Below are 13,635 nucleotides of genomic sequence, written 5' to 3' on the forward strand. Positions count from 1 at the left end.
TGCTGCTGACAGTACACCTCCCCTCCGACGAAAATGCAACGTGTGACGCGCCGGCCGGTGCACCAGAGTGAACCCGGCACCGCGGACCGGGAAGAATGGCGGGATGCAGCCACACCCGAACGTACGGGCGGTGCAGGACGCGCTCACCGACGCCGGCGCACTCGACGGCGCTGGCCAGCCCAGCACGGTCCGCCTGCTGCCCGACGCGGTGCACACCGCCGCGGCAGCCGCCGAGGCGCTCGGCGTCCAGGTCGGCCAGATCGCCAACTCGCTGATCTTCGACGCGGACGACGCGCCGCTGCTCGTGCTCACCTCCGGCGCGCACCGGGTGGACACCGCCGGTCTGGCCGCGTCGATCGGGGTCACCCGGCTGCGCCGGGCCACCCCGGAGTTCGTCCGGACGCACACCGGGCAGCCGATCGGCGGGGTCGCTCCGCTCGGGCACCCGCGCGTACTGCGCACCCTGGTGGACACCGCGCTGGCGGCGTACCCGGAGGTCTGGGCCGCTGGCGGCGTACCGCAGGCGGTCTTCCCGACCACCTACGCCGAGCTGCTGCGGGTCACCGCCGGCACCCCGACCGAGGTGGCGTGAGCGAGCGAACCAGCAGGCACAGCAGCGAGGCGCTCGCGAAGCCGCGAAGCGGTGGCGTGAGCAGCGTCGGAGAGCTGGTCACCCTGCACGTGTGGCGGACGTCCCGCGGCGCGCTGCCCCGGGCGCTGACCCGGATGGCGGTGGACCCGGGCCGACTGCGTGCCCTCCCGGGCGTCCGGTTCGGCAAGCTGCTGGGCACCGGGACCGGCACCGGCTTCGGCCCGGGTGACGCCGACCTGACCCGGTGGGCGGCGCTGACCGTCTGGGACTCCCCCGCCGCGGCGGCCGGCTTCGACGACTCGCCGGTCGGGCGCGCCTGGGCGCGGATCGCCCACGCCCACGCCCGGGTCGACCTGCGCCCACTGAGCAGCCGGGGTGAGTGGTCCGGGCAGCGGCCGTTCGGCGAGCCGTCGGGCGGCCGGGTCACCGGGCCGGTGCTGGCGCTGACCCGGGCCCGGCTGCGGGCCCGCCGGGCGGCCACCTTCTGGCGGGCGATCCCCCCGGTGGCTGCCGCCCTGCGCGACGCTCCCGGGCTGCTGGCCCGGTTCGGCGTCGGCGAGGCGCCACTGGGTTGGCAGGGCACGGTGAGCGTGTGGCGCGACCCGACGGACCTGGTGGCGTTCGCGTACCGTCACCCGGAGCACCGGGCGGCGATCATGCGAACTCCCACCGCGGGCTGGTACGCCGAGGAGTTGTTCGCGCGGTTCGAGGTGCGCGACGTGGTCGGCGACCGGACGGTGCTCGGATGGGTCGCCGACGGCGACCCGGGAACGGTGAAGGGTGGACGGGCATGAGGTTGGTGCGCTGGACGCCGGACGATCTCGTCCGGCGGCTGGACGACGTGGTGACCGTCTACGGCGAGGCGATGGGTTACCGCACCGACCTGCTGGAGGCCCGGCGCGGCTACATCGCCACCCACGTCCGCCGACCCGGGTTCCGGGCCGTGGCCAGCCTGACCAGCGAGGGGCACCTCGCCGGCTTCGGCTACGGCTACCTGGGCGGCCCCGGCCAGTGGTGGCACGACCAGGTGCACCGGGCACTGGACGTCCCGACCCGGCAGCGCTGGCTCACCCACTGCTTCGAGGTGGTCGAGCTGCACGTCCGGCCGCCCGCGCAGGGGCACGGCCTGGGCGCCGGCCAGCTGCGCGCGCTGCTCACCATGGCCGAGGGCGACACCACGCTGCTGTCCACCCCGGAGGCCGAGGAGCAGACCTCGCGGGCCTGGCGGCTGTACCGGCGGTTCGGCTTCGTCGACGTGCTGCGCGACTTCCACTTCCCCGGCGACGAGCGACCGTTCGGCGTACTCGGTCGGGACCTGCCGCTCGAGCCACCGGCGTCATGACCCGGCGGGTCTCCTGGACGCTGCTCGCGGTCCTGGTGCTCGCCCAGATCTGCTACCCGCTCACCAGCGGCGCCACGCGGGCCGGGCTCACCGTGGCCACCGTCGTGCTCGGTTGGCTGCTCTCGGTCGGCCACGCGCTGCTCAGCCGGGGCCTCCGGGCCGCGGCGGCGCTGGTCGCGGTGGCCACCGGCGGCGGGTTCGCGATCGAGGCGATCGGGGTGGCCACCGGCGTGCCGTTCGGCAGCTACGACTACTCCGGGGAGCTCGGTCCCAAGCTGGCCGGGGTGCCGCTGATCATCCCGCTGGCCTGGACCTGGATGGCCTGGCCGGCCTGGCTGGCGGCGGTCCGGCTGACCGGCGGCAACGGGTCGACGGCTGGTGGCAACGGGTCGACGGCTGGCGGCAGCGGGTCGACGGCTGACCGGCGGGTCCGGCGGGTCGCGCTGGCCGCACTGGGGTTGGCCGCCTGGGACCTCTTCCTCGATCCGCAGATGGTGGCCGAGGGCTACTGGACCTGGCGGAACGCCACCCCGGCGCTGCCCGGCCTGCCCGGCATCCCGGTCAGCAACTACCTGGGCTGGCTGCTCTTCGCGGTGCTGCTGATGAGCGCGCTGCGCCCGCTGGCCGGCCTGACCGCCGAGCACACCGACCAGCGGGATCACCCGATGATCGCGCTCTACCTGTGGACGTACTTCTCCAGCATCCTGGCCCACGCGGTCTTCCTCGACCTGCCCGCCTCGGCGCTCTGGGGCGCGGCCGGCATGTCGGTGATCGCCGTGCCGCTGGCGGTGACCCTGCTGCGCGCCCGCCAGGCCCGCGACAACCACCGGGTGGATCACCAACCGCACCGGCCCGGCGTCGACGCGACCCGATGACCGTCCTGCTCGCCCTGCTGCTCGCCGTCGCCGCGCTGACCGGGCACACCTGGCTCAACGCCGCCCGCTGGCTGCGCCGGCCCACCGACCGATCGGACGAGGTCGGTGAGCTGGTCGCCGTACTGCTGCCGCTGCGCGACGAGGCCGCCCGCGTCACCGGATGCCTGCGCGCCCTACTCGCCCAGCGCGGCGTGCCCGGGCTGCGCGTCGTGGTCCTCGACGACGGGTCCACCGACGGCACCGCCGAGGTGGTCCGTGCGGTGGCCGGCGACGACCCTCGGGTCACCCTCCTCACCGGGGTCGCCCCGCCGCCGGGCTGGCTGGGCAAGCCGCACGCCTGCTGGCAACTGGCCACCCGGGCCGACCCGGCGGCCACCGCGCTGGTCTTCGTCGACGCCGACGTGGTGCTCGCCCCGCACGCCGTGGCGGCGGCCGTCACCGAACTGCGCGCCGCCCGCGCGACGCTGCTGTCGCCGTACCCCCGGATCGTGGTGACGACGGCGGCCGACCGGCTGGTGCAGCCGCTGTTGCAGTGGCTCTGGCTGACCTTCCTGCCGTTGCGCGCGATGGAACGCTCGCCGCGGCCGTCGCTGGCCGCGGCGGGCGGGCAGTTCCTGGTGGTGGACCGGGCCGGCTACACCGCCGCCGGCGGGCACGCCGCGGTCGCCGACAAGATCCTGGAGGACATCGAGCTGGCCCGGGCGGTCAAACGGGCCGGCGGGCGCATCGCCCTGGCCGACGGCTCCCGGCTGGCCACCTGCCGGATGTACGACGACTGGCCGCAGCTGCGCGATGGGTACTCGAAGTCGCTCTGGGCGTCGTTCGGGCACCCGGGCGCGGCGGCCGCCGTGGTGGCGCTGCTGCTCCTGCTCTACACCGCACCGCCGCTGGTCGCGCTGGCCGGCGTGGCGGCCGGCGCTCCGGTGGTGGCCGCCGTGGGTCTGGCCGGCTACCTGCTCGGAGCGGCCGGACGGGTGCTCACCGCCCGGGCGACCGGGGGACGGTGGTGGCCCGACGCGCTCGCACACCCCGTGTCGGTCGTGGTCCTCGGTTGGCTGACCCTGCGGTCGTACCATCTGCGAAAGCGTCGCCGCCTGACCTGGCGGGGCCGCCCGGTCAGCTAGGAGGGCGCGACATGGCGCGGATCGTGGTCGTCGGCGCCGGGGTGGGTGGCCTCGCCACCGCCGCCCGGCTGGCCGCCACCGGGCACCAGGTGACCGTCTTCGAGCGGGCCGACACGGTCGGCGGCAAGCTCGGCCGGTACACGCACGACACCCCGGCCGGGTCGTTCCACTTCGACACCGGGCCGAGCCTGCTCACCCTGCCCGAGGTCTTTCACGACCTGTTCGAGGCGACCGGGGCGAAGCTCGACGAATACCTCGACCTGGCCCCGCTGGACCCGATCGTCCGGCACGTCTTCCCCGACGGCGGCCCGGCGCTGGACTCCTGCACCGACCCGGTGGAGTTCGCCGCCCGGATCGGGGCCGCCTTCGGTGATCGGGCAGCGGCCGACTGGCAGCGGCTGTGGCGCCGGGCCGCACGGGTGTGGCACGCCTCCTCGCGGGACATCCTGCGCCGTACCGTCGACTCCCCCCGCGACCTCGCGTCGCTGGCCTGGCGCATCGGCGACCTGGCCGCCATCGCCCCGGGCCGCACCCTGCGCGGGCTGGGCCGCCGGCACCTGTCCGACCCGCGGCTGCGGATGCTGCTGGACCGGTACGCCACCTACACCGGTGCCGACCCGCGCCGGGCGCCGGCGGCGCTGGCCGCGGTCCCCTACGCCGAGCTGACCTTCGGCGGCTGGTACCTGCGCGGCGGGCTGGGTACGCTCGCCGACGCGCTGCTGACGCGCTGCCTGGACCTCGGCGTGGTCGTGCAGACCGGCGCCGCGGTGACCCGGATCGACGCCACCGGCGGCCGGGTCCACGGGGTACGCCTCGCCGGCGTCGCCGCGCCGGTGCCCGCCGACGTGGTGGTGGCCAACGTGGACGCGCTCACCGTCTATCGCGACCTGCTGCCGCATCCGCGCCGGTTGGCCGGGCTGACCGACCGCAGCCTGGCCGGTTTCGTGCTGCTGCTCGGCGTCTCGGGCAGCACCGGGCTGGCGCACCACAACGTCTTCTTCCCGCGCGACTACGACGCGGAGTTCGACGCGGTCTTCGGCGACCCGGGACGCGGCGTACGGGCCCGGCCGGCGGCCGACCCGACGGTGTTCGTCACCGTGGCCGACGACCCGATGGTCCGCCCGGCCGGGCACGAGGCGTGGTTCGTGCTGGTCAACGCCGCCCGGCAGGGCACCGCAGCGGGCGCGGTCGACTGGCGACGCCCGGGGCTGGCCGACGCGTACGCCGACCGGATCCTGGACGTGCTGGCCCAGCGCGGCGTCGACGTGCGCGACCGGTTGCTGTTCCGCGAGGTCCGCACCCCGGCCGACCTGGACGTGGCGACCGGCGCGCCGGGTGGCTCGATCTACGGCACCGCCGGTGGGCTGCTCCGCCCGGCCAACCGGGGCCCTGCGCACGGACTGTGGCTGGTGGGCGGCTCCAGCCACCCCGGTGGCGGGCTGCCGATGGTGACCCTCTCCGCGCAGATCGTCGCCGACGAGATCGGCCCGGCCTGGTAGGGACGTTGTTGACGCCTGCGGGCAGCGCGAGGTCAGCCGGCGTCGAGCAGCGCGAGGTCAGCCGGCGTCGAGCAGCGCGCGGCGGACGGTGGAGAGCAGCTGCCCCAGGCCGAAGCCGGCCAGCAGCACCCACACCGCGGTCGCCATGGTGATGGTGCCGGCGGCCAGGTCCGGCTCGATCAGCCCGGCCAACCCGGCGACCAGCAACCCGACCAGCGCCACCGAGACCCGGGTGGGGCGTTCGCCCACGGTCACCGCGCCGATCTCGCGCATGCCGGCGGAGATCGCTCGGGACCGGACGTACTCGTGCAGCCAGGACAGCGCGCCGCCCGCGACGACCAGCGCGCCCGGCGCGCCGACCAGCCAGAACGCCAGCAGCCAGGCCACCTCACCGAGCCGGTCGGCGAGCGAGTCGTAGACGTAGCCGAGCCGGGTGGTGCGACCGGTGGCCACCGCCACCGCCCCGTCCACGCTGTCGGCCACCGAGGCGAGCAGCACGAACAGCGCGCCGAGGAACGGCCCGTCCCCCGGCCGGGTCGCCAGCAACGGTACGCAGAAGCAGAGCAGCACCCCGGCCACGGTGACCGGGGTGGGGGTGACCCGCAGCCGGCCCAGCACGTACCCGACGTGGTACGAGAACCGCAGCCAGGCGCGCACCACCGGCGCAGCGGTCCGGGGGTCAAACCCGCCGTGCAGCCGCGCCCACGCCGTGGCGTACTGGTCCCAGTTCAGCTGTGTGCCCACCACGGATCAACCGTCGTGCCGGTCATCAGGTGTCGCGGACTTCCTGGTCACACCCGCGCGCCGGCCTTGAGGTTCTGCCAGACCTCGCGGGTCGCGGTGGACCGGTTGAGGGTGATGAAGTGGATCCCCGGCACGCCCTCGTCCAGCAGTCGGCGGCACATGTCGCTGGCCTGCTCGATGCCGAGCTGGCGGACCGCCTCGGGGTCGTCGGCGACCCGCTCGAAGCGCGTCGCAAGCGCCGACGGAAAGGGCGCCCCGGACAGCTGCACGGACCGCTCGATGGTGCCGATCTGGGTCACCGGCATCACACCGGCCAGGATCGGCGTGTCGCAGCCGGCGGCGGCGACCCGGTCGCGCAGCCGCAGGTAGTCATCGGCGTCGAAGAACATCTGGGTGACCGCGAACTCGGCGCCGGCCCGACACTTGCGGACGAAGTGCGCGGTGTCGCTGGCCACGTCGGCTGAGCGGGGGTGCTTGTACGGGAAGGCCGCCACACCCACGCTGAAGTCACCGGAGTCGCGCACCAGGCGGACCAGGTCCTCGGCGTAGTCCACGCCCTCGGGGTGGCGCACCCATTCGCCGCCCGGATCGCCCGGCGGGTCACCGCGCACCGCCAGCACGTTGCGGACGCCCACCCCGGCGAGCCGGCCGATCACGTGCCGTAGCTCGGCGACGGAGTGGTTGACCGCGGTCAGGTGGGCCATCGGCAGCAGGGTGGTTTCGGTGGCGATCCGCTCGGTCACCGCCACGGTGGTGTCCCGGGTGGAGCCGCCCGCGCCGTAGGTGATCGACACGAACGACGGGCGCAGCGACTCCAGCTCGCGGATCGCCTGCCAGAGCAGCCGCTCCCCCGCCTCGGTCTTGGGCGGGAAGAACTCGAACGAGAAGGTCGGCTGGCGGTCACGGATGAGCTCCCCGATCGCCGGCTGCGGATTGGGGAGTACCGAGGGAAGACCGAGCGCCACGACTCGACTCTAGCGGGCGGCGCCACCGCCACCCAGACGCTTCCCACGCCGGTATACGGATCGACAGGTCCGTGGGCGTATCCGGGCCCCGCCCGGCGACCGGCGGGGGCCCGTCCGCCCGGCCCGGCGGGCGCGAAGCCGTCGTACCCACGGGGTAGGAATGGGTGGCGCGGGAGGGGCGGCGGGGGCGGCCCGGGGGCACGCGCGGGGGTCAGCAGCCGACCGGTGACGCCGGTCCGTCCGCTCAGGCGGGCGGGTCGTCACCGCACCGACCCCCGCCGGGAGGACCGATGACCCCGTCCCCACCACCGCGCCCGCCACAGCTCGGGCCGCTGCTCGCCCTGCGCCGGTCGGCTCTGGGCTGGAGTCAGCAGCGCACCGCCGCCGAGTTGTGTACCGCCGCGGGGGTGCCGACGCTGAGCCGGCACGAGGTGTCCCGGTGGGAACGGCAGCGGCGTGTCCCCGGAGGGTTCTGGCTCGGCTGGCTCGCCATCGTGCTGGACGTGCCGCTGGTGGTGCTCGCCGAGGCCGCCGCGAGCACCCGGCGAGCAGGCCCGACGCGGGTCGGCGGGCCGGGGCGGGCAACCGTGGCCAGCGCGCGGCCGGTCGGGCGGACGGGTCCGGGCCGCGCCGCCGGGCGGGCCGGCGGGACTACGCGTGGCGGTGGAGCGCGGGCCATGACGACCGGCTAGCGTCGTGGCGTGACCCACGCTGCTCCCGTGTCTCCCGTCGACCGCGCCGGCCTGCGACAGCGGGTCGACAAGGCCCTCACCGAGTTCCTGGCCGGCCAGCGGGCCCGGTTGACCCGGGTGGACGACGCCCTGGTCCCGGTGGCGGAGGCGATCGAGGCGTTCGTGCTCGGCGGCGGCAAGCGGCTGCGTCCGGCCTTCGCGTACTGGGGCTTCCGAGGCGCCGGCGGGGTGGACTCCGACCAGGTGCTCACCGCCCTGGCCGCGCTGGAGTTCGTGCAGGCCAGCGCCCTGATCCACGACGACCTGATGGACCGCTCCGACACCCGGCGCGGTGAGCCGGCGGTGCACCGGCGGTTCGCCGCCCGACACCGGGCGGCTGGCTGGGGCGGCGACCCGGACGGGTTCGGTGACGCCGCGGCGCTCCTGCTCGGCGATCTCTGCCTGGTCTGGTCCGACGAGCTGCTGCACTCCGCCGGGCTGGACCTACGGGCGGTGGTCCGCGCCCGGCCCGTCTTCGACGAGATGCGCACCGAGGTCACCGTCGGGCAGTACCTCGACGTGCTGACCCAGGCCACCGGGGACACCTCGGTGGAGCGGGCCAGCAAGGTCGCCCGGTACAAGTCGGCGAAGTACACGGTCGAACGTCCGCTGCTGCTCGGCGCCGCACTGGCCGACGCGACGGCCGACGTGCGGACGGCCTATTCGGCGTACGGGCTGCCGTTGGGCGAGGCGTTCCAGCTCCGCGACGACGTGCTGGGGGTCTTCGGCGACCCGGCGCAGACCGGCAAGCCCGCCGGGGACGATCTGCGCGAGGGCAAGCGCACGTACCTGGTCGCGGCGGCCGTGGAGGCCACCGACGACGCCGGCCGGGAGCTGCTGCTCGGCCGGCTCGGCGACCCGGAGCTGGACGAGCAGGGGGTGGCCCGGCTGCGTGAGCTGATCTCCGCGAGCGGCGCGCTGGCCCGCACCGAGCAGCGGATCGTCACGCTCACCGACAGCGCGCTGGCGGCGCTGGCCGCCGTAGACCTGGACACCGAGGCCCGCCAGGCCCTGGTCGACCTAGCCATAGCCGCCACCCGCCGCGCCGACTAACCCCCCTCCCCCCTCCCCCCTCCCGGCTCGGGCCTCCCGCCCCGGTCGATCATGAAGTTAGCGGCACGACTCGCCGGTGCGGACGCCGCTAACTTCATGATCGACGCGGGGCGCGCGGGGAGGGCCGGGGGCGGGGTTAGAAGCCGAGGGCTTGGGCTCGGCGTTTGACTTCGCGGGCCTGGTCGCCGGAGAGGGCTGCGGCGGGGGTGGCTCCGGGGAGGGTCTCGTCCGGCTCGTAGAGCCAGCGCAGCGCGGCCTCGTCGTCGTAGCCGTTGTCGGAGAGCAGGTTGAGCACACCGGGCAGGTGCTTGAGCACGGTCTGGTTGGCCACCAGATCCGCCGGGATCCGCCGGATGCCGTCGCGGCGGACCGCCAGCAACTCCCGGTCGCGGATCATCTGGTGCACCTTGCTGATCGACACGTCGAGGCGCTCGGCGACGTCGGGCAGGGTGAGCCAGTCGGCCAGGTCGGCGGGTCCGGCGAGCGCGAGGCCGGGTACGGCCTGGTCGGGTATGGGTTCGGTCACCCGATCACCCTGCCACGCCACTGCCCGGACGAGCCACCGGCACCCCGGATGACCGGCACCAACCCGTCGGGACGGGGGCGGCGAACGCGGCGGGACGGACCAGGCCCAGCCCCGGCCTGTAGCATCCTGTTCAAACTTCGCCCCTTGGACACATAGACTCCCTGCCGATGGACACACAGGTCGCCGACACGTTGCTGGGCTCGCTTATCGACGGGCGCTACCGCATTCGCGGTCGCGTGGCCCGTGGCGGCATGGCGACCGTGTACACCGCCACCGACGAACGCCTCGAGCGCACCGTCGCTGTAAAGATCATTCATCCGACCCAGGCCCCCGAAGCCCGTGCCCGGATCGCGAACTTCGTGACCCGGTTCACCGACGAGGCGAAGACCATCGCCCGGCTGACCCATCCGAACGTGGTGGCGGTCTACGACCAGGGCACCCATGCCGGTCTGCCGTACCTGGTGATGGAGTACGTCCGCGGCCGCACGCTGCGCGACGTGCTGGCCGAGCGACGCCGGCTCAACCCGGACGAGGTGCTGGCCATCTCCGAGCAGATGCTCGCCGCGATCGCCGCCGCGCACCGGGCCGGCCTGGTGCACCGCGACGTCAAGCCGGAGAACGTGCTGGTCGCCGAGGCGCCCACCGGCGGCGTGGCCAACCTGGTGGACAGCGTCGTCAAGGTGGCCGACTTCGGGCTGGCCCGGGCGGTCGAGGCGAGCGCCGACGAGGAGCAGGGCAACCAGCTGATGGCCACCGTGGCGTACGTCGCCCCGGAGCTGGTCACCGAGGGTCGGGCCGACCCGCGTACCGATGTCTACTCGGCCGGCATCGTGCTGTTCGAGATGCTCACCGGTCGGGTGCCCTACGACGGGGACCGTCCGGTGGACGTCGCCTGGCAACACGTCGACCGGGACGTGCCGGCACCCTCGACGCTGGTGCCCGGCCTGCCGTCGATCCTCGACGACCTGGTTCAGCGGGCCACCCGGCGCGATCCGGGTGCCCGGCCAGCCGACGCTGGCGTGCTGCTGGCCGAGGTGCAGGTGGCCCGGGACGCCCTGGGCGACGCCAACAGCCGTACCACCGTGCTGCGCCGGGTGACCGACGAGCCGCCGGTCTCCCAGCCGACCATGATGGTCGCCACGGTCCGCCCGGCTGAGCGCCCTGCCTGGGCCCGGCTGCCCGAGGGCGGCAACCAGGGGCCGGGCCGGCGGCGGGCCGCCCCCGAGCCGGCGGAGGGGCTGTGGTCCCGGCTCGCCGAGCTGCGCAGCACGGTGATGGGCAACCCGCGGGGCCGGCTGGCCGTCGCGGCCGTGGTGGTGGTGCTGGGTCTGGTGGCCGCCGTCGGCGGCTGGTGGTTCGGCGTCGGTCGCTACACGGCCGCCCCGCAGTTGGTCAGCCTGAGCAACGCCGACGCGCAGGCGCGGGCCGACCGCGCCGGGCTCACCCTGGCGTACGGCGAGCCGCGCTACGACGAGAAGGCCCCGAAGGACAGCGTGCTGGGGCAGAGCCCGGCGTCGACCACCAAGATCGTCAAGGGTGGCACGATCACCCTGACCCTCTCCCTCGGCCCGGAGCGCTTCCCGGTCCCGGACGTGATCGGCAAGGAGTTCGAGCTGGCCGAGGCGGACCTGGTCAACGCGAAGCTGGTGGTGGCCAAGGGCACCGCCCGTTACGACGACAGCCTGCCGGCCGGGGTCGTGGTGGACAGCTCCCCCAAGGTGGGCGCCGAGGTCAAACCGGGCGCGAAGATCACCCTCATCCTGAGCCGGGGCCGGGCGCCGGTGTCGGTGCCGAACCTGGTCGGCAAGAGCCTGACCGAGGCCCGGACCACCCTGGCCCAACTCAACCTGGTGCCGGTGGAGACCTACAAGGACTCCGACAAGCCCAAGGACGAGATCCTGGGTCAGAGCCCGGCCGACGGCGCCGGCGTGGAGAAGGGCACCCAGGTCAAACTGGAGGTCAGCAAGGGCCCGCCGGCGGTGGTCGTACCCCGCGTGATCGACCTGCCCTGCCCGCAGGCCAAGCAGGTGCTGGAGAGCCAGGGCTTCCCGGTGGCGATCCAGTTCAACCCGAACGCCGTGGTCCGGTTCCAGAACCCCGGCGAGAACTCGCAGGTGCCGCCGGGCACCCAGGTCACCATCGGATGCTTCTGAGATGCCGGTGACCCGCTCCCGACCGGTCGGCGCACACACCCCCACCTCCGGTGGGCTGGCCAAGGCCGCCCTGCCGTACGTCGACGCGACCGGCGCCGAGGTGGTGCAGGTGTACGTCTCCAACTCGCGGGGCTGGGCGCTGCCCGCCGGTGACCCGACGCAGGACGTGCTGTTCCGCGACGGCTGCGCCGAGCGGGGCATCCCGACCTTCATCCACGCCTCGCTGCTGGTCAACCTGGGCTCGCCCACCCCGGCCACGGTCGAACGGTCGGCGCAGACGCTGGCGCACGCGCTGCGCCGGGGGGTTGCGATCGGCGCTCAGGCGGTGGTGTTCCACGCCGGCAGCTCGGTCGACGAGGGGCACGCCGAGGCGGCGATGCGACAGGTCCGCCAGGAGCTACTGCCGCTGCTCGACTGGGCCGCCGAGGCCGGCGGGCCGATGCTGCTGGTGGAGCCGAGCGCGGGCGGCGGGCGGTCGCTCGCCTCCCGGGTGGAGCAGCTCGGGCCCTACCTGGACGCGGTGGACCGGCACCCCATGCTGGGGGTCTGCTTCGACACCTGTCACGCCTGGGCCGCCGGGCACGACCTGGCCGTCGAGGGCGGGATGACGGCGACCCTGGACACGCTGGTGGCCACGGTGGGGGCGGACCGGCTGCGGCTGGTGCACGCCAACGACTCGAAGGATCTGTGCGGTTCCACCCGGGACCGGCACGAGAACATCGGCAAGGGCACCATCGGCGAGCCGGCCTTCGCCGAGCTGATGGCCCACCCGGCCACCGCCGGCGTCCCGGTCGTCGTGGAGACCCCCAGTGAGAAGCAGATCGGCCACGCCGCCGACATCGCCACCCTCACCCGCCTCCACCCCTAACCCCCACCCCACCCCGCCCAACCTGTTGATCAAGAGGTTTGCGTCATCCGGAGGCCGGAATCTGACGCAAACCTCTTGATCAACAGCGAGGACCGCGGGGTGGGGTCAGGCGGACAGGACGCTGGTCAGGACGGTGGTGGCGCGGCTGATGTCCGTGTCGTCGAGGCCCAGGTGGGTCACCAGGCGGGCGGTACGGGGGCCGAGCACGGAGATCAGTACGCCCTCGGCCCGCGCGGCGGCGGCCAGGGCGCGGGCGTCCAGCGCGTGCTTGGTCAGGTCCAGCGGGACCAGGTTGGTGCGGACTGCGGTGGCGAGCACGCCGAACGGCGCGACCGCCTCGGCGAGCCGGGCCGCCCTGGCGTGGTCCTCGGCCAGCCGGTCGACGTGGTGCGCGAGCGCGTACCGGCCGGCGGCGGCGAGGATGCCGGCCTGACGCATGCCGCCGCCCATCCGCTTGCGGATCAGCCGGGCGCGTTCGATCTTCTCCGCGCTGCCCACCACCAGCGAGCCGACCGGTGCGCCGAGGCCCTTGGAGAGGCAGACCGACATCGTGTCGAAGAGCCGGCCGTACTCGATCAGGGGCACCCCGTCGGCGACGTGCGCGTGCCAGATCCGGGCGCCGTCGCAGTGCAGCGCCACCCCCGCGTCGTCGGCGACCCGGCGCAGCGCCCGGAGGGTGGAGAGCGGGATCACCCCGCCGCCGCCTCGGTTGTGGGTCTGCTCGACGGCGATCGCGCGGGTGGGGACGGCGAAGTAGCCGTCCGGCCGGATCATCCCGGCGACCGTCTCCGGGTCGATGTCCGCGCCGACCGCAGGCCAGGTCCGCGAGGAGATCCCGCCGTACGCGGCCGCGGCACCGATCTCGTACGTGACCACGTGCGCGTCGGCGTCGCAGAGCAGCTCGTCGCCGGGCGACACCAGCAGTTGCAGGGCGATCTGGTTGGCCATCGACCCGCTCGGGGCGAACAGCGCCGCCTCGTGCCCGAACAGCGCGGCGACCTCGGCCTCCAGCGCGTTGACGGTCGGGTCCTCGCCGTAGACGTCGTCACCGACCTCTGCGGTGGCCATCGCCTCCCGCATGCCAGCGGTCGGCCGGGTCACCGTGTCGGAGCGCAAATCCACGAACATGTCAGCCACAGTTGTCCTTTCGGCTGCCGACTGCG

14 protein-coding genes are annotated in these 13,635 nt (G+C 74.5%); 10 read left to right on the forward strand and 4 right to left on the reverse strand.

What is annotated here, in order from left to right:
- Positions 1-103 precede the first annotated feature (103 nt).
- Genes OG470_RS34955 through OG470_RS34980 form a run of 6 tightly spaced genes read left to right on the forward strand, consistent with a single transcriptional unit; the run spans position 104 to position 5,432 of the window.
- Positions 104-592, forward strand: coding sequence for a YbaK/EbsC family protein (locus OG470_RS34955; protein ID WP_328418900.1), 489 nt, complete (start codon positions 104-106; stop codon positions 590-592).
- A 56-nt stretch (positions 593-648) separates the two neighbouring features.
- Positions 649-1,386 (forward strand): monooxygenase, encoded by a 738-nt coding sequence (locus OG470_RS34960; protein ID WP_328418901.1) that lies wholly within the window; start codon positions 649-651, stop codon positions 1,384-1,386.
- Positions 1,383-1,934 carry a GNAT family N-acetyltransferase gene (locus OG470_RS34965; RefSeq protein WP_328418902.1) on the forward strand — a complete coding sequence of 184 codons (552 nt, stop codon included), beginning with the start codon at positions 1,383-1,385 and terminating at the stop codon, positions 1,932-1,934. Before OG470_RS34960 ends, OG470_RS34965 begins: the two co-directional genes overlap by 4 nt.
- Positions 1,931-2,809, forward strand: a complete 879-nt coding sequence (locus OG470_RS34970) for a carotenoid biosynthesis protein (protein ID WP_328418903.1) — start codon at positions 1,931-1,933, stop codon at positions 2,807-2,809. The genes OG470_RS34965 and OG470_RS34970 overlap by 4 nt, the downstream gene beginning before the upstream one ends.
- Positions 2,806-3,933, forward strand: coding sequence for a glycosyltransferase (locus OG470_RS34975; RefSeq protein WP_328418904.1), 1,128 nt, complete (start codon positions 2,806-2,808; stop codon positions 3,931-3,933). The genes OG470_RS34970 and OG470_RS34975 overlap by 4 nt, the downstream gene beginning before the upstream one ends.
- Before the next feature lie 11 nt (positions 3,934-3,944).
- Positions 3,945-5,432: a phytoene desaturase family protein gene (locus OG470_RS34980; protein WP_328418905.1), complete on the forward strand. Its 1,488-nt coding sequence runs from the start codon at positions 3,945-3,947 to the stop codon at positions 5,430-5,432.
- 57 nt (positions 5,433-5,489) lie between these two features.
- Here the strand turns inward: OG470_RS34980 and OG470_RS34985 are convergent, their stop codons facing one another.
- Both OG470_RS34985 and metF read right to left on the reverse strand, forming a co-directional pair.
- Entirely contained in the window at positions 5,490-6,179 is a 690-nt protein-coding gene (locus tag OG470_RS34985; protein WP_328418906.1) for a CDP-alcohol phosphatidyltransferase family protein, read from the reverse strand.
- 44 nt (positions 6,180-6,223) lie between these two features.
- Entirely contained in the window at positions 6,224-7,141 is a 918-nt protein-coding gene (gene metF / locus OG470_RS34990; RefSeq protein WP_328418907.1) for a methylenetetrahydrofolate reductase [NAD(P)H], read from the reverse strand.
- Between the two features lie 290 nt (positions 7,142-7,431).
- Here metF and OG470_RS34995 point away from each other — a divergent pair, with 290 nt between their 5' ends.
- Together OG470_RS34995 and OG470_RS35000 are read left to right on the forward strand one after the other, a co-directional pair.
- Positions 7,432-7,833 carry a helix-turn-helix transcriptional regulator gene (locus OG470_RS34995; RefSeq protein ID WP_328418908.1) on the forward strand — a complete coding sequence of 134 codons (402 nt, stop codon included), beginning with the start codon at positions 7,432-7,434 and terminating at the stop codon, positions 7,831-7,833.
- 9 nt (positions 7,834-7,842) lie between these two features.
- On the forward strand, positions 7,843-8,925 hold the full coding sequence (locus tag OG470_RS35000) for a polyprenyl synthetase family protein (RefSeq protein ID WP_328418909.1): 1,083 nt from the start codon (positions 7,843-7,845) through the stop codon (positions 8,923-8,925).
- A 136-nt stretch (positions 8,926-9,061) separates the two neighbouring features.
- Here OG470_RS35000 and OG470_RS35005 read toward each other — a convergent pair whose 3' ends face one another.
- Positions 9,062-9,439 carry an Rv2175c family DNA-binding protein gene (locus OG470_RS35005; RefSeq protein ID WP_328426800.1) on the reverse strand — a complete coding sequence of 126 codons (378 nt, stop codon included), beginning with the start codon at positions 9,437-9,439 and terminating at the stop codon, positions 9,062-9,064.
- Positions 9,440-9,618: 179 nt separating this feature from the next.
- Between OG470_RS35005 and pknB the strand changes: the two genes are divergently transcribed.
- Together pknB and OG470_RS35015 are read left to right on the forward strand one after the other, a co-directional pair.
- The gene (pknB, locus tag OG470_RS35010; protein WP_328418910.1) at positions 9,619-11,604 is read left to right on the forward strand and encodes a Stk1 family PASTA domain-containing Ser/Thr kinase; all 1,986 of its coding nucleotides are present in this window, start codon (positions 9,619-9,621) and stop codon (positions 11,602-11,604) included.
- Position 11,605: 1 nt separating this feature from the next.
- Positions 11,606-12,472 (forward strand): deoxyribonuclease IV, encoded by an 867-nt coding sequence (locus OG470_RS35015; RefSeq protein ID WP_328418911.1) that lies wholly within the window; start codon positions 11,606-11,608, stop codon positions 12,470-12,472.
- A 105-nt stretch (positions 12,473-12,577) separates the two neighbouring features.
- Here the strand turns inward: OG470_RS35015 and OG470_RS35020 are convergent, their stop codons facing one another.
- On the reverse strand, positions 12,578-13,609 hold the full coding sequence (locus OG470_RS35020; RefSeq protein ID WP_328418912.1) for a threonine aldolase family protein: 1,032 nt from the start codon (positions 13,607-13,609) through the stop codon (positions 12,578-12,580).
- Positions 13,610-13,635: the final 26 nt, after the last annotated feature.

This window comes from Micromonospora sp. NBC_00389 (assembly GCF_036059255.1).
Taxonomy (GTDB): Bacteria; Actinomycetota; Actinomycetes; order Mycobacteriales; family Micromonosporaceae; genus Micromonospora.

Bases quoted from the DNA above. Each gene is read 5' to 3' on its own strand.
- OG470_RS34955 (WP_328418900.1), top strand. From the start codon at position 104: ATGCAGCCACACCCGAACGTACGGGCGGTGCAGGACGCGCTCACCGAC.
- pknB (WP_328418910.1), top strand. From the start codon at position 9,619: ATGGACACACAGGTCGCCGACACGTTGCTGGGCTCGCTTATCGACGGG.
- OG470_RS34995 (WP_328418908.1), top strand. From the start codon at position 7,432: ATGACCCCGTCCCCACCACCGCGCCCGCCACAGCTCGGGCCGCTGCTC.
- OG470_RS34980 (WP_328418905.1), top strand. From the start codon at position 3,945: ATGGCGCGGATCGTGGTCGTCGGCGCCGGGGTGGGTGGCCTCGCCACC.
- OG470_RS34970 (WP_328418903.1), top strand. From the start codon at position 1,931: ATGACCCGGCGGGTCTCCTGGACGCTGCTCGCGGTCCTGGTGCTCGCC.
- OG470_RS34975 (WP_328418904.1), top strand. From the start codon at position 2,806: ATGACCGTCCTGCTCGCCCTGCTGCTCGCCGTCGCCGCGCTGACCGGG.
- OG470_RS34965 (WP_328418902.1), top strand. From the start codon at position 1,383: ATGAGGTTGGTGCGCTGGACGCCGGACGATCTCGTCCGGCGGCTGGAC.
- OG470_RS35015 (WP_328418911.1), top strand. From the start codon at position 11,606: ATGCCGGTGACCCGCTCCCGACCGGTCGGCGCACACACCCCCACCTCC.